Origin of the sequence: Actinoplanes sp. NPDC051343 (assembly GCF_044455125.1) — a bacterium.
Classification (GTDB): domain Bacteria; phylum Actinomycetota; class Actinomycetes; order Mycobacteriales; family Micromonosporaceae; genus Actinoplanes.
In genome coordinates this window covers 113,358-127,832 of sequence record NZ_JBITEL010000004.1, presented here as the reverse complement: position 1 = coordinate 127,832, position 14,475 = coordinate 113,358, and the positions used below count along the sequence as shown (strand labels likewise).

Genomic DNA, 14,475 nt, shown 5'->3' with positions numbered 1-14,475 from the left:
GACGCCTGTCGTCGGCCTGCGGCGACGTCAGCGGGATTTCGCGGGTCCCGCTGCCGTCGTCGGCCAGTGGCGACGTCAGCGGGCCTTGCGGGTCCCGGTGCTGCGCGTCGTGCTGGTGGCACGTGCCCGGGCCGGCGTCGCGGCGGCTGCCGTCGTCGTCTTGCGGGCGGTCGTCTTCTTGGCCGCGGCGGTCTTGGCCGGAGCGGCCTTGGTCGCCGTGGTCTTCTTGGCCGCGGTGGTCGTCTTGGCCGCGGTCGTCTTCTTGGCTGCCGCCGTCGTCTTTGCCGGCGCCGCCTTGCGGGCGGTGGTCTTCTTGGCCGCGGTGGCGGTGGCCTTCTTGGTCGCCGTCGCCGTGGTCTTCTTGGCCGCCGTCGACTTCGCCGCCGCGGTCTTGGCCGGAGCCGCCTTGGTGGCGGTCGTCTTCTTGGCCGCCGCGGTCTTGGTGGCCGCCGCGGTCTTGGCCGGAGCCGCCTTGGTCGCCGTGGTCTTCTTCGCCGCGGTCGTCTTGGTGGCGGCCGCCTTGGTGGCCGTCGCCTTCGCCGGTGCAGCCTTGGTCGCCGCGGTCGTCTTGGCCGCGGTGGCCTTGGTGGCGGTCGCCGCCTTCTTGGCCGGGGCGGCCTTGGCGACCTTTCCGCTCGCGACCATCTCCCGGAAAGCAGTTCCCGGGCGGAAGGCCGGCACCGATGTTTTCTTTACCTTGACCGCCTCGCCAGTGCGCGGATTGCGCGCCGTGCGCGCGTTACGCACCCGCTTCTCGAAGGAGCCGAAGCCGGTGATGGCCACCTTGTCGCCCTTGGTGACAGCGTTTTCGACCTCACTGATGACGGCTTCAAGAGCCGCCGTCGCGGTCTTCCGGTCCCCGAGTCGGGCGGCGAGCGCCTCGATGAGCTCGGCCTTGTTCACGGTTTTCCTCCCGAACGTGAAGAACTGATGCCGGTTCCCACTGGGTCGTTCTGTGGTCCCCATGTCGGGAACAAGCATCATTGGCCCAATGCGAGCCATTCTGCGCGCACCGTATGCCCTCTGACCAGCAGACACAAACATTCGGGCAAAAAAAACCCTTGTGTCACAAGGAAATCGCCCCCATCGGGGAACCCGATGGGGGCGAAAAGGCTTGGTAGAGCCCGATTTTCGGTCAGATCACGGCCGGCTTGAACTCCGGACGCTTTTTTTCGTACGCGGTGATGTCCGCCTCATGCCTGAGAGTCAGTCCGATGTCGTCGAGGCCCTCCATGAGGCGCCAGCGGCTGAAATCGTCGATCGGGAAAGGCCAGACCGCGTCGTCCACGCGCACCTGACGCTCACCCAGGTCGACCGTGATCTCCTTTTCGGGCTCGCTGTCGCCCAGATCCCAGAGGGCCTCGATGGCCTTCTGATCGAGCTGGACCGGCAGCAGACCCTCCTTGAGCGCATTGCCCCGGAAGATGTCGCCGAAGCGGGAGGCGATGACCACCTTGAAGCCCCAGTCCCGCAGGGCCCAGACCGCATGCTGGCGCGAGGATCCGGTGCCGAAGTTGGGGCCGGCGACCAGGATCGTGGCGCCCGCGTGGGCGGCATTGTTGAGCACGAACGAGGGATCGTCGCGCCAGGCGCTGAAGAGGCCGTCCTCGAAACCGGTGCGGGTGACCCGCTTCAGGTAGACGGCCGGGATGATCTGGTCCGTATCCACATCGGAACGGCGCAGCGGCATCACTTTGCCGCTGTGGGTGACGAATTTGTCCATGGCGGGATATCCCCTCAGAGGTCGGCCGGGGCGGCCAGCTTGCCGATCACCGCGGTGGCGGCGGCAACCTGCGGCGAGACCAGGTGGGTGCGCCCGCCCTTGCCCTGCCGGCCCTCGAAGTTGCGGTTGGACGTGGAAGCGGCCCGCTGGCCCGGGTTCAAGGTGTCGGGGTTCATGCCCAGACACATTGAGCAGCCGGCGAACCGCCACTCGGCGCCCGCCTCCGTGAAGACCTTGTCGAGACCCTCGGCCTCGGCCGCCTCGCGCACCTGGAACGAACCCGGCACGATCATCATGCGGACGTTCTCGTGCACCTTGCGGCCCCGGATCACGTCGGCCGCGGCCCGCAGGTCCTCCAGCCGGCCGTTGGTGCAGGAACCCACGAATACAACGTCGACCGGGACATCGCGAAACGGCGTGCCCGGGGTCAGATCCATGTATTCCAGGGCCCGGCGGGCGGCGTTGCGGTCGGTCTCCTCGATGAACTCGTCCGGGTCGGGCACCGCGGCGTCGAGCGGCGCACCCTGCCCCGGGTTGGTGCCCCACGTGATGAACGGGCTGATCGTCGACGCGTCGATGACGATCTCGGTGTCGAATTCCGCGCCCTCGTCGGTGACGAGCGTCTTCCAGTACGCCACGGCGGCGTCCCACTGCGCACCCTTGGGCGCGTGCTGGCGGCCTTTCAGATATTCGAATGTGGTCTCGTCCGGCGCGATCATGCCGGCCTTGGCGCCCCACTCGATGCTCATGTTGCAGATGGTCATCCGGCCCTCCATGGAGAGCTTGCGGATCACCTCCCCGCGGTACTCCACGATGTGGCCGTTGCCCCCGCCGGTGCCGGTCTGCGTGATCAACGCGAGGATCAGGTCTTTGGCGCTGACACCCGGCCGCAGCTCGCCGACCACGGTGACCGCCATCGTCTTCGGCTTGCCCTGCGGCAGCGTCTGCGTCGCCAGCACGTGCTCGACCTCGCTGGTGCCGATGCCGAACGCCAGGGCGCCGAATGCGCCGTGGGTCGCAGTGTGCGAGTCGCCGCAGACGATCGTCATGCCCGGCTGGGTGAGACCCAGCTGCGGCCCGATCACGTGGACGATGCCCTGCTGGACATCGCCGAGGGGCCGGATCTGCACACCGAACTCGGCGCAGTTCTTGCGCAGGGTCTCGATCTGGACGCGCGAGGTCGTGTCGGCGATCGTCAGAAGCTCGCCGCGACGGGTGTTGAAGGCCGGATCCGCGTAGCCGGTAGGCGTGTTGTGATCCTCGGTCGCAAGCGTGAGATCGGTGCGGCGAACCGGGCGCCCGGCCAGGCGCAGTCCGTCGAACGCCTGCGGGCTCGTCACCTCGTGCAGCAGATGGAGGTCGATGTAGAGCAGATCGGGCTCACCATCGGCCGTACGCACGACGTGGTCGTCCCACACCTTTTCGGCCAGCGTCCTCGGGGTAGTGACTCCCACCATCTGGACATCCTAAATTCTGGGAGGTATGTTTCGGCTTGTGGGACACAGTATGAGCGGTGTCGGCGTTCTCGACAAGGCGGTAGTGATCCTGGCGGCGTGTGTCGACGGCGCCAGCCTGGCCGAACTCGTCGAGCGCACAAAGCTCCCCCGGGCAACCGCACATCGGCTGGCCCAGGCCCTGGAGATCCACCGGATGCTGGTCCGCGACACCCAGGGCCGCTGGCGCCCCGGCCCCCGCCTCGGCGAGCTGGCGAACGCCGCACCGGACGTGCTGCTGACCGCCGCCGAACCCCTGCTGTCCGCATTGCGGGACGCCACCGGGGAAAGCGCGCAGCTCTACTTGCGCCGCGCCGACGAACGCATCTGCGTCGCCGCCGCCGAACGCGCCTCGGGCCTCCGCGACACCGTCCCGGTCGGCTCGGTACTGCCGATGGTGGCCGGCTCCGCGGCCCAGATCCTGCTCGCCTGGGAACCTCCCGAGGCCGTGATGCCGTTACTGCCCCGCTGCAAGTTCACCGGCCGCACCCTGGCCGAGGTCCGCCGCCGCGGCTGGGCCCAGAGCGTCGCCGAACGCGAGCCCGGCGTAGCCAGCGTCTCGGCCCCGATCCGCGACCGCACAGGCCGGGTAATCGCCGCCATCTCAATAAGCGGCCCCATCGAACGCCTGGGCCGCCGCCCCGGCGAACGCCACGCCATGGCCGTGGTCCGCGCCGGCCAACGCCTCTCCGGCCTCTGACCCACCGCCAGGCGCGGAATCAGTCACGCCGGCAACCGATCAGGCCGAATGACCATCACGTGCCGGATCGAGCCCGTACCTCGAGCTCGCTGACGCGACGCCGTAGTGGCGTTAGGCTCGCCGGGCATGGGACTCCTCACCTTCAGCCTCAACCTCACCCTGGACGGTTGCGTCGACCACCAGGAGGGGATCGCCGACGACGAGACGCATGCCTTCTTCACCCGCCTCATGGACGAGGGCGGGGCAATGCTGTGGGGCCGCGTCACCTACGAGATGATGGAAAGCTACTGGCCGACCGTCGCCCGCGGCGACGAGCAGGCGCCGCCGGCCATGCGCGAGTGGGCGGCCAAGCTGGAGGCCAAACCCAAGTACGTGGTGTCGTCGACGCGCACCGACTTCCCGTGGACCAACAGCCACCACATCGCCGGCGATCTGCGCGAGGGCGTGCAGAAGCTCAAGGACGCGACCCCGGCCGGGGTCCTCCTCGGAAGCGGCAAGCTAGCGACCGAGCTCGACCGGCTGGACCTGATCGACGAGTACAAGCTGCTCGTCCATCCCAGAATCGCCGGCCACGGCCCGACGCTGTACCAGGGCGGGCTGCCCGGCACGCGCCGGCTCGAGTTGCTCTCGGCGGAGCCGCTCCGCAACGGCGCGGTGGCCATGCACTACAGCCGCGCAAGCTGACTCACAGGAGCCCATCGCCGCCGGCCTGACGGTGCGCCGCTTCTTCTGCGCCGACATCTCATGTGGGATGCGGACGTTCGCCGAACAGGTCGCAGGACTGACACGTCGCCGGGCCCGCCGCAGCAAGCCGTTGCGGGCGATGCTGATTTCGGGCTGGCGCAGGGCCGCCGAGCCGGGCCCTATCTGAGCGAGCGGATCACCAGTGGTCGCCTCAACGCCTCGGTGTTGCATCGCGAGGTCGTCGCACAGGGATTCACCGGCGGCGACGGCATCGTCCGAAACTCCGTTGAAACAGGTCCTCCTGGCCTGATGCCACGAAGAACTTCAAATATCACTGTCGTACGTCAACATCAGCTACGCCGTCCACCCGTGGGCCCGCGGTCGCGGAGTCGCGGTTGAAGCCGTCCGCCTAATCCTCGAGCACATACGGGAGCACCGCGTCGGAACACGCGCCGCCGTCCGGATCGACCCCAACAACATCGCCTCGGTGCGCGTCGCCAAGAAGAGCAGCTTCACAAAATCCGCGCCGACCGCCAATCAACAGATCGCAATCCCGCATGAGGCCCCGCGACGGTTACCGGCCCGAGAATCCCCGCGAGGCAAGCCAGCCAGCCGACCCAGGCCGAGGAGGAAGCCGGACACGACGCCGGAGGCGAGTAACGGCCAGCGCACGCAAAGCGGCGAAGCCGCAAGCCCCAACCCAACCCCCCACCCAGCGCAACCAACCGCACCGTGGGGTCTGGGGGCTCGGCCCCCAGGGGAAATGCGAAATGACCCCGTCTGCGCACTTTGCAGACAGGGTCATCCCAGAATGTAGCCCCGAAGGGATTCGAACCCTCGCTACCGCCTTGAGAGGGCGGCGTCCTAGGCCGCTAGACGACGGGGCCAGGACTTTCTCTTGCTGCTTCCACTCTCGCGTCAGCGGCGGGCCGAACACTATCAGATGTCCAGCTCCACCATCCTTCGCAGGATTGGTAGCGCTGGGGTACCAGGACTCGAACCTAGACTAACTGAACCAGAATCAGTCGGGCTGCCAATTACCCCATACCCCATTTGGCGCGGCTTGCCGTGCCGAGGATGAACTCTACCCGACCCCATGGTGCCCACCAAATCGGGTTAGCGGTTACTGGAAGAGGTGGGTGTGGGTGCGGGCCCACTGGACGTACGTCGTTGCAGGTCGGCCGGTGATTTCGGTGGCCGGGTGGAGCTCGGTCTGTGGGTGCTGGGTGAGGGTGGCGAGGCCGTCCAGGTACCACTCCGCGGCGGCGCCCTGGGTCTTTTCGAAGACGGGTCGGGCCTGGTCACGGCTGAGTTCGACGTATTCGAGGGTGCGGCCGAGGGCCTCGCCCAGCAAGCAGATCATCTCGCGGCGGCTGAGGGCGGACGGGCCGGTGAGCGGGTAGAACGCACCCTCGTGGCCGTCGGTCAGCAGGACGTGTGCGGCTGCCGCGGCTACGTCTTCCTGGGCGATGGGGGCGTTGACCGCGTCGGGACAGGCGTCGCGGATCTCGTCTCCGGCGCGGATCTGGTCGGCCCAGAGTGTGGCGTTCGCCATGAATTCGCCGGGTTCGAGGTGGGTCCAGGGCAGGCCGCTGGCTTCGACGGCGTCTTCGATGGGTTGCCAGATGCCGCCGCGCGGGCCGGCCAGGTCGACGATGCGGCGTACGCCGGCTTCTGCGGCCAGGCGGCAGATTTCCCCCGCGGTCGGAATGTGGGGCGCCAGGTAGATCACGTCGGCGCCGTCGAGGGCGGCCGCGACCGAGGACGGGCGGCCCAGGTGGCCTTGGAACACTGTGACCCCGGCGGGCAGGGCGGCCCGGCCGGGGTCGACGGTCAGGGCGCGTACGTCGTGGGCGCCGAGCCGATGCAGCTCGGTGACCACCATCCGGCCGATGTTGCCGGTCGCCCCCGTGACCAGAACCGTCATTCGAGCGAAACTACCGGGTTTCGAATTTCGCCGATGCCCTGAATGCTGATCGAGACGGTCTCGCCGGGGAGCAGTTCGCTGACGCCGGCGGGCGTGCCGGTGAGGATGATGTCGCCGGGCAGCAGCGTCATCACGTGGGAGACGTAGGAAACCAGGGTGGGCACGTCGAACACCATGTCTTTGGTGCGGCCGATCTGGCGCACTTCCATGGCTTGGGGGTCGCGGCCGACCTCGCAGCGGATTTCGAGGTCGCTGACGTCGAGGTCGGTGACGATCCACGGGCCGATCGGGCAGAACGAGTCGAAGCCTTTGGCCCGGGTCCAGGTTTTGTCGCTGCGCTGGAGGTCGCGGGCGGTGACGTCGTTGCCGATCGTGTAGCCGAAGATCGCCTTCTCGGCGCCGGCCCGGTCGACGCGGCGAGCGCCGCTGGCGCCGATGACGACGGCGAGTTCGGCTTCCTCCTCGACCCGCTGGGACTGGGCGGGCAGCCGGATGGCGTCGTTGGGGCCGATCACCGAGGTGGACGGCTTGATGAAGATCAGCGGCTCCTTGGGCACCTCGTTGCCCAGCTCGGCCGCGTGGTCGGCGTAGTTGCGGCCGATGCCGATCACCTTGCTGGAGAAGATCGGGGCGAGCAGCCGGATGTCGGCGAGCGCCCAGCGCTGGCCGGTGAAGCGGACGTTCTCGAACGGGATCGACTCGATCTCGGCCACGGTCAGGCCGGATGATCCGTCACCCTCGACGACACCGAACGAGACACCGCCGGCATGAACAAAACGGGCGAAGCGCACGGGTTTTCCCATCTCTAGACAGCTAGCAGGGAATCTACGCCGAGCGGGACTCCGCACCGAGCCGCGGGAACGGGTCGAGCGAGAAGACCACCTCGACCGGGACCTCGAAGTATGCGCAGATGCGCAACGCCAGGTGGAGGCTGGGGCTGAACTCGCCGCGTTCCAGGTAGCCGACGGTCTGGTAGTGCACGCCGAGGGCGTCGGCCAGCTGCCGCCGCGAGATGCCGCGCTCGGCGCGCAGCATCGCGATGCGGTTGTACGTGATCTCGGTCGTTCCCATAGTCAGTTCAACGCCCCATTGCGACCATCGCACGCTGCCTGCGCGCTTCGACCGCCGAGCCGGACTCGCGGCGAGCCATGCGCCGCAGGAATGAGGGGGCCAGCGTCAGGCCGACCACCGCCCAGAACACGAGCATGCCCAGGGTCTCCCAGTGCCGCCACGAATGCCCGAGCTCGACCCCGGCCAGCGAGGACGGCAGGAACACCGAGCGCATGCCCAACCCTAGCCAATAGATCGGGAAGCACTGACCGACGGCCTGTACCCAGCCCGGCATCGCGGTGATCGGGTAGAACACGCCGGAGATCGCGACCAGTCCGATGATCGGCAGGATCAGCAGGGCCATGTTGCGCGAGTTCTCGAACAGCGATCCGAACACCGCGCCGATCGGCATGGTGGCGATCAGCCCGAGGGGCACCAGCCAGAGCAGTATGAGCCAGCCGGTCGCGGTGACGTGCAGCCCGTGGACCACGAAGACGCCGGGGATGAGCTGGAGCAGGAAGCTGATCAGCAGCATGCCGCCGACCAGCACGGTCTTGCCGATCAGGTAGCCCATCATGCCGTTCGGGGTGGCCTTGGCCCGCAGGAGCGTGCCGTCCTCCCGGTCGGCGATCAGCAGCTGGGCGACCGTCATCAGACCGCCGAAGGCGATGCTCATCCCGAACGAGCTGGTCAGGCTCTGGGTGCCGAGTGAGAAGTTGGTGCCGGGCACATGTGCGTTGCGCATGAAGAAGATGGCGCCCAGCAGCAGGATCGTCGGGAAGATGTACGCGAAGAGGTCGCTCCACGTGGTCAGCGTCTGGCGTAGTTCGATGCCGCCCCGGGCGACGCCGGAGCGGAGGATCGAGAGCCTCATCGGGTGCCGCCTTCGAAGTTGTGAACCATCTGCATGTACGTGTCTTCCAAACTCGCCCGGCGTACCTCGAGGTCGTCGATCGCCTCGCCGTACTGCAGGAACAGTTCGCGGACGAAGCGGGTCGAGTTTTCCGTCGAGTGCACGTAGCGCTGGCCGTCGCGGGTCCAGCGGATCTCGGACTCGCCGGCGACCTGGCGGGACAACTCGTCGGCCGAGCCGTTGGCGATGATGCGGCCGCCGGCCAGGATCACGATGCGGTCGGCCAGCTTCTCCGCCTCGTCGAGGTCGTGGGTGGTGAGCAGGATCGTGGTGTCGTCCACATCGGTGAGCCGGTGCACCAGGTCGTGGAACTCGCGCCGGGCGGCCGGGTCGAAGCCGACCGTGGGCTCGTCGAGGAACAGCAGTTCGGGCCGGCCGACGATGCCGATCGCCACGTCGAGCCGCCGCCGCTGGCCGCCGGACAGCCGGGCGATGCGCTGGTCGGCGTGCCGGGTGAGGCCGACCGCGTCGAGCAGCTCGTCCACCGGCCAGGGCTTCGTGTACGGCACGTAATAGGTGCCGAGGTGTCCGAGCAGTTCGCCGACCCGCCACTTGCTGTGGTCGCGCCAGGATTGGAGGACCACCCCGAGGCGGGCGCGCCAGGATTCGCCGCCGGACGCCGGGTCGACGCCGAGGACGCGTACGTCCCCGGAGGACCGCATGCGGAAGCCCTCGAGGATCTCGATGGTCGTGGTCTTGCCGGCGCCGTTGGGCCCGAGCAGGGCCAGCACCTCGCCGCGCCGGGCCGTGAAGTCGATGCCCTCGAGCACGTCCCTGGTGCCGTAGCGCATCCGCAGGTCGCGGACGTCGATGACTCGCTCGTCGTCGGGATCGATCCTCCCGACGTCGAGCGCCCCCGTCAAAGTCATTGCTGCCATGTCGAGCACACTATCAAAGATGTAGCAGATGTACTACATTCGTTTGCATGTCTTCTGTCTCCGTGAAAAGCACCGGACGCGGCCCCGGCCTCGTCGTCATCCCCGGCGGCACCCGTCGGGCCCACCACTACGACAAGATGGCCGCCGCGCTGGCCGACCGGTTCACCGTGCACATGATCGATCGCCGCGGGCGCGGGGCGAGTCCACCGCAGGACCGTGACTACAGCCTGGACGTCGAGGTCGCGGACGCGATCGAGGTGCTCGATGAGACCGGATCCGAGCAGGTGTTCGGGCACAGTTACGGCGGGCTGATCGGTTTGCACGTGGCCCTGCAGCGCGACCTCGATCGGCTGGTGCTGTACGAGCCGGCCGTCAACCTGGACAGCTCGTTCGATTTCGGCTGGCTCGACGCGTACGGGAAGCTTTTCGAACAAGGTCGCAAGGCGACCGCCTATGCCCTCTTCCTCACCCGGATGGAATTTCTGCCCCGCATGCCGATCGCGACGCCCCTGATGTGGACGCTGCTGCGGGTCAACCGTGACATCCGGGCGATGCTGCCGACGATCGAGCCGGAGCTTCGCCAGATCGCCGCCCTCGACTCGGACGGCAGCCGCTACGCCGGCGTCACGTCACCCACACTGTTGATCTCCGGCGGGAAGAGTCCGGCGTACCTGAAGGACATCCTGCCGACGCTGGCGGCGATCATGCCCCAGGCAAAAGCCATAAATATTCCGGAATGCGACCATAACGGTCCAGACCTGAGTGGTCCCTCGAAAGTTGCTGCGGCCATTCGCGCCTAACGGTGATCGTGTTGATCGCCTCGGCTGGATACGCTGGTGCGATGGGGATCAAGCAGGTGAGGGCGCTCACCACGACGCTGCCTTCTATCACCTGGATTCCCCTCGCCCGCGCCCACGCCGAGCGGGCCGACGAGATGACCGCCGGCCACCGCGCGCGGCGCGCCAGCGGCGAAAAACACGCCATCGAGGACTTCCTCTACGACTACTACGGCACCCGGCCCTCGGTGCTGCGCCGCTGGCATCCGGGGGTCGGCGCCGGCCTCTCCCCGGCCCCCGACGGGCTGGCCGAACACTCCGGGTGGAAGTTCTACATGACCTACCCGGACGGTGTGGTCACGCTCGACGAGGACGCGTTCATGCACGCCCGCGGCGAAAGCGTGCGCTACATCCACGGGCTCCTCACGGCGACCGCGTCCCGCCCGGTCTTCTCCGGCTGCTTCGGCCTCCACGAGTGGGCGATGGTCTACCGCGCCCCCGAGCATCGGCACCCGCTGCCGCTGCGGCTCGGCCAGGAAGAGACCGACCGCGTCGTCGAGGAACACCCGATCCGCTGCACCCACTACGACGCGTTCCGGTTCTTCACCCCCGAGTCGGTCGGCCTCAACCGGCTCCAGCCGACCCGGGCCACCCAGGTCGACCTAGACCAGCCCGGCTGCCTGCACGCCGCGATGGACGTACACAAGTGGGCGACCAAGCTCGGTCCGGCCGTGCCGGGCGCGCTGGCCCTCGACTGCTTCGCCCTGGCCGGCGACATCCGCCTGCTCGACATGCAGGCCAGCCCCTACGACCTGAGCTCGTACGGCTACCCCCCGGTCAAGATCGAGACCCCGGAGGGCAAAGCCGAATACGTGGCCCGCCAGCGCGAGTTCGCCCGGCGGGCGGCGGGCCTGCGGGCCCGGCTCATCCGGGTCTGCGAGGAGCTGATGGGCCCCGAGTCGGCGGCGCGCAACCGCGAGGCGGTCGCGCCTAACAACCACCGATAAACCGACGGATCAGCTGGGCGGTCCGGTCCCGCTTTTCCAGATGTACGTCGTGACCCGCACCCGCAATCGTCGCCGTCTCGGTCTTCGCCCGCCCCGCCATCCGTTCCGCCGTCTCGGTCTTCGCCCGCCCCGCCATCCGTTCCGCCGTCTCGGTCTTCGCCCGCCCCGCCATCCGTTCCGCCTCGACCGGGTCGAAGTCGTCGTCCGCCCCGCGGATCAGCAGGGTGGGCGCGGTGATCCGCTCCCAGGCATCCCACCGCGCGGCGTCGGCCACCGGGCGCATGACCGCCTCCATGACGTCGGCGTCGAAGCGCGGGTAGAGCCCGTCCGGCCGCCGCTCGAAGCCGACCACCCACGCCTCGGCGATCGGCCGGTCCCCGAGAAACCCCCTCGCGGCCTCCTCATCGGCGAACGGAACCGGCCAGCTCGCGAAATACTCGCCGAGCGCCTTCGGATAGTCGTCGGTCGAGCCACCCACCCCGCCCGAGATCATCACCAACCCGCGGACGGGCTTCTCCGCGGCCACCAGCATCGCGGTGTGCGCACCCATCGACTGCCCGACCAGCCAGGCCGGCTCGTCACCCAGCAGGGCAACCACGTCGTCGACGAAGGCTTGCCGCGACAGATCGGACGGTCGCCGCGCGCTGAACCCGTGCCCACGCTGATCGAGCGCGACAAACCGCATCCCCAGCGCCTCCCCGAGCGGCACCATCTCGGCGGCGCTCCCGGCCAGCCCGTGCAACAGCACGATAAGGTCACCCCCGCCGCCGCCTCGAAGGCCGGACAGCACCGTGCCACCACGCAAAAAGGAGAACCTGTCGACAGCCACCGGCCGAGGGTACTGAGCGGCTTAGTCCATCTCTCCGCGGCGGCCGCGCTTGACCTGGCCTCGGCGCTTCTTCTCGGCGATGCGGCGTTCGACCGAGCCCTTGGACGGGCGCGTGGCGCGTCGCACTCGGGGCGGTGGCGCGATGGCCGAGGCGACCAGGCCGCCGAGCCGGGCCGCGGCCGCCTCACGGTTGCGCAGCTGGGAGCGGTGCTCGGAGGCGACGACCGTCAGCACGCCCTGCACCAGCCGGTGGCCGAGGCGCTCGACCGCGCGCTCCTTGAGCGCGGTCGGCAGGATCGGCGAGCCCATCAGGTCCCACGAGAGCTCGACCCTGGAATCGGTGGTGTTGACCCCCTGGCCTCCCGGCCCGTGGGCCCGCGAGAACCGCCAGGCCAGCTCGGCCGCCGGAATGGTCAGCCGCTCATTGACCCGGACATCCTCTGACACGTCGCCCAGCATCGCACCCGCCGGCGGCGGCCGTCACATCGATTTTGATCACAGCCCGCAGATTGAACCGCCCGCGCGCTGCAAGCAGAGCTCGTTTTTCGCATATGATTGACGAAATTGGGTTCGAGAGTGCAGGAGTCGGCATGCTGTTGAGGTTCGCGGTGGGCAACCACCGTTCGGTCATGGAAGCGGTCGAGCTGTCCATGATCGCGGTCGACGACGATCGCCCGGCCACCCGGGGCTTCGAGCGTCTCTCCGAGCGTGTCCTCACCACTGCCGCAATCTATGGCGCCAATGCTTCCGGCAAGTCGAACGTCCTGCAGGCACTCGCCTGGCTGGCCGACGCCGTCGACCAGTCGCTACGGCAGCGGGAAGGCTTCCTGCCCCGCCAGCCCTTTCGGTTTGGAGCGGGCCCCTCGTCCGCGTCGACCTATGAGGTCGAGATGATGGTCGGAGGCATCCGGCACACCTACGCCGTCCAGTGCGACGACTCTTCCATCGTGTCCGAATCGCTGTTCAGCTATCCCGAACGCCGTCGCCGTCTGCTGTTCGAGCGCGAAGGCATGGCGCTGTCCTTCCGCCGCGGCCTGACCGTGTTCTCGGCCGCACGGGAACTGATGACACCGACCACTCTCGCGCTGTCCGCCGCGCTCCGCTTCGACGACGCCGAGGTAGGGCCCTTCGGCCGGGCATTGGCCGGGATCGGGGCGCTGAACTTTCCTCGCCGCGTCCTCCCCTCGCGGGCGGCCCGCGACACCTCCGAGTTCGCCACACGTGACCTGTTCGTGCTGGCCGACCGTGAGCCGCTCCACGACCCGGATGCTCGGCGCATCGCGTTGGGCCTGCTCCGGCTGGCCGATCTCGGGGTCGACGACGTCGAGGTGGTCCGCGAGCGGTCCGGCTCGCGGCTACAGCTTGTTCACCACGCGGCAGGCGAACGTGTCGCGTTCGAGCTCGACGAGGAGTCGGAGGGAACCCGGACCTGGTTCGCACTCATCGGGCCGGTCCTGGATGCCTTGCAGACCGGGCAGATCCTCTTGTTCGACGAGATCGACGCCAGCCTGCACCCAAGGCTCTCGGGCCACCTTCTGGCCCTCTTTCAGGACGAGGAGACCAACCCGCACGGCGCCCAACTGATCTTCACTACTCACGACACCAGCCTTCTCGGGCAGCTGAATCGCGACGAGGTCTGGCTCACCGAGAAGGGCACCGACGGCGCGACCCGGCTGACCGCGCTCGCCGAATACGGCGGAGACAAGGTCCGGCGGTCGACCAATCTGGAACGGGCATACCTCCAGGGTCGATTCGGCGGCCTGCCTCAGATCGACGAGCAGGCGCTGCGCCAGGCACTCGTCCGCAAGGGCCGGTGACCTGATGGGTCGCCAACCGAAGTCTCTCCGACGCCGTGTGGCCCAGCTCCACCCCCGCAAGACACTCCTCGTCTTCTGCGAGGGCGCGCGAACCGAGCCGGAGTACCTCGACGCACTCCGCCGGCTGCCCGAGGTCCGGAACGCGGCGGCGGTCGACATCCGGATCGATCGGAACTCGGCCGGGTTCAAGCCGCTCGGGCTCGTGCGGGCAGCGATCGCCGCTCGCGAGAAGGCCATCCGCGAGGAGGGTGAGGTCGACGAATTCTGGTGCCTCTTCGACGTGGAATGGCCGCACACGCACCCCGGCCTCCGAGAGGCAGTCGCGCTTGCGGCCGATCATGGGATCTGCCTAGCGATATCGAACCCCTGCTTCGAACTGTGGCTCGCTCTGCATTTCGCTGATCAGGCCGCGTGGCTGGACAACGACGGCGCCCGGCGACTGCGCCGGCGACACGACGGTCAAGCCGACAAGGGTCTGGCCGCAGACATCTATATGCCGAATCGCGCTGCCGCGGCAACTCGGGCGGCGAAACTCGAGCGGTCGCGTGCCAGAAACGGCACTCGTCTGCCCGACAACAATCCTTCGAGCGGGATGCATCTGCTGATCGGTTCGGTAGGGCCGGTGGAGTGACCATGGGAGCTGAGCACACAAGCAGGGGTCCAACGGGCAGTATGGGT

General features: G+C 68.3%; 17 protein-coding genes and 2 tRNA genes. 7 read left to right on the top strand and 12 right to left on the bottom strand.

The window, feature by feature from the left end:
• Positions 1–75 precede the first annotated feature (75 nt).
• From ACIA5C_RS14665 to leuC, 3 genes are all read right to left on the bottom strand, one after another.
• The gene (locus ACIA5C_RS14665; RefSeq protein ID WP_396054572.1) at positions 76–903 is read right to left on the bottom strand and encodes an HU family DNA-binding protein; all 828 of its coding nucleotides are present in this window, start codon (positions 901–903) and stop codon (positions 76–78) included.
• A gap of 232 nt (positions 904–1,135) precedes the next feature.
• Positions 1,136–1,723, bottom strand: a complete 588-nt coding sequence (leuD, locus tag ACIA5C_RS14660) for a 3-isopropylmalate dehydratase small subunit (RefSeq protein WP_396054570.1) — start codon at positions 1,721–1,723, stop codon at positions 1,136–1,138.
• A 14-nt stretch (positions 1,724–1,737) separates the two neighbouring features.
• Entirely contained in the window at positions 1,738–3,180 is a 1,443-nt protein-coding gene (gene leuC / locus ACIA5C_RS14655) for a 3-isopropylmalate dehydratase large subunit (protein ID WP_396054568.1), read from the bottom strand.
• A 49-nt stretch (positions 3,181–3,229) separates the two neighbouring features.
• Between leuC and ACIA5C_RS14650 the strand changes: the two genes are divergently transcribed.
• The 3 genes from ACIA5C_RS14650 (at position 3,230) to ACIA5C_RS14640 (ending at position 5,417) form a co-directional block, all read left to right on the top strand.
• A complete protein-coding gene (locus ACIA5C_RS14650) occupies positions 3,230–3,916 on the top strand; it encodes an IclR family transcriptional regulator (protein ID WP_071807642.1) in 687 nt (228 codons plus the stop codon).
• Between the two features lie 126 nt (positions 3,917–4,042).
• Positions 4,043–4,600 carry a dihydrofolate reductase family protein gene (locus ACIA5C_RS14645; protein ID WP_396054566.1) on the top strand — a complete coding sequence of 186 codons (558 nt, stop codon included), beginning with the start codon at positions 4,043–4,045 and terminating at the stop codon, positions 4,598–4,600.
• Positions 4,601–4,928: 328 nt separating this feature from the next.
• Positions 4,929–5,417, top strand: coding sequence for a GNAT family N-acetyltransferase (locus ACIA5C_RS14640; RefSeq protein WP_396055593.1), 489 nt, complete (start codon positions 4,929–4,931; stop codon positions 5,415–5,417).
• On the opposite strand, the gene ACIA5C_RS14635 is transcribed toward ACIA5C_RS14640, so the two are convergent.
• From ACIA5C_RS14635 to ACIA5C_RS14605, 7 genes are all read right to left on the bottom strand, one after another.
• Positions 5,415–5,487, bottom strand: a tRNA-Glu gene (locus tag ACIA5C_RS14635). The genes ACIA5C_RS14640 and ACIA5C_RS14635 overlap by 3 nt on opposite strands.
• A gap of 93 nt (positions 5,488–5,580) precedes the next feature.
• Positions 5,581–5,652, bottom strand: a tRNA-Gln gene (locus tag ACIA5C_RS14630).
• A 71-nt stretch (positions 5,653–5,723) separates the two neighbouring features.
• On the bottom strand, positions 5,724–6,527 hold the full coding sequence (locus ACIA5C_RS14625; RefSeq protein ID WP_396054564.1) for an SDR family oxidoreductase: 804 nt from the start codon (positions 6,525–6,527) through the stop codon (positions 5,724–5,726).
• Entirely contained in the window at positions 6,524–7,318 is a 795-nt protein-coding gene (locus ACIA5C_RS14620) for a fumarylacetoacetate hydrolase family protein (protein WP_396055591.1), read from the bottom strand. The genes ACIA5C_RS14625 and ACIA5C_RS14620 overlap by 4 nt, the downstream gene beginning before the upstream one ends.
• Before the next feature lie 34 nt (positions 7,319–7,352).
• Positions 7,353–7,598: a helix-turn-helix transcriptional regulator gene (locus tag ACIA5C_RS14615; RefSeq protein WP_364107252.1), complete on the bottom strand. Its 246-nt coding sequence runs from the start codon at positions 7,596–7,598 to the stop codon at positions 7,353–7,355.
• Between the two features lie 7 nt (positions 7,599–7,605).
• Positions 7,606–8,451: an ABC transporter permease gene (locus ACIA5C_RS14610; protein WP_396054562.1), complete on the bottom strand. Its 846-nt coding sequence runs from the start codon at positions 8,449–8,451 to the stop codon at positions 7,606–7,608.
• Complete coding sequence (locus tag ACIA5C_RS14605; protein ID WP_396054560.1) at positions 8,448–9,368, bottom strand: ABC transporter ATP-binding protein; 921 nt, start codon at positions 9,366–9,368, stop codon at positions 8,448–8,450. Before ACIA5C_RS14605 ends, ACIA5C_RS14610 begins: the two co-directional genes overlap by 4 nt.
• 47 nt (positions 9,369–9,415) lie before the next feature.
• Between ACIA5C_RS14605 and ACIA5C_RS14600 the strand changes: the two genes are divergently transcribed.
• Complete coding sequence (locus ACIA5C_RS14600; protein WP_396054558.1) at positions 9,416–10,168, top strand: alpha/beta fold hydrolase; 753 nt, start codon at positions 9,416–9,418, stop codon at positions 10,166–10,168.
• 41 nt (positions 10,169–10,209) lie between these two features.
• Positions 10,210–11,151 carry a 3-methyladenine DNA glycosylase gene (locus tag ACIA5C_RS14595; RefSeq protein WP_396054556.1) on the top strand — a complete coding sequence of 314 codons (942 nt, stop codon included), beginning with the start codon at positions 10,210–10,212 and terminating at the stop codon, positions 11,149–11,151.
• Here ACIA5C_RS14595 and ACIA5C_RS14590 read toward each other — a convergent pair.
• Complete coding sequence (locus tag ACIA5C_RS14590; protein ID WP_396054554.1) at positions 11,135–11,980, bottom strand: alpha/beta fold hydrolase; 846 nt, start codon at positions 11,978–11,980, stop codon at positions 11,135–11,137. The two genes, ACIA5C_RS14595 and ACIA5C_RS14590, sit on opposite strands and share 17 nt — an antisense overlap.
• Before the next feature lie 21 nt (positions 11,981–12,001).
• Complete coding sequence (gene arfB, locus ACIA5C_RS14585) at positions 12,002–12,439, bottom strand: alternative ribosome rescue aminoacyl-tRNA hydrolase ArfB (protein ID WP_396054552.1); 438 nt, start codon at positions 12,437–12,439, stop codon at positions 12,002–12,004.
• Positions 12,440–12,489: 50 nt separating this feature from the next.
• Here arfB and ACIA5C_RS14580 point away from each other — a divergent pair, with 50 nt between their 5' ends.
• Entirely contained in the window at positions 12,490–13,797 is a 1,308-nt protein-coding gene (locus tag ACIA5C_RS14580; protein WP_396054550.1) for an ATP/GTP-binding protein, read from the top strand.
• A gap of 37 nt (positions 13,798–13,834) precedes the next feature.
• Complete coding sequence (locus ACIA5C_RS14575; protein WP_396054548.1) at positions 13,835–14,428, top strand: RloB family protein; 594 nt, start codon at positions 13,835–13,837, stop codon at positions 14,426–14,428.
• The last annotated feature ends 47 nt before the right edge of the window (positions 14,429–14,475 follow it).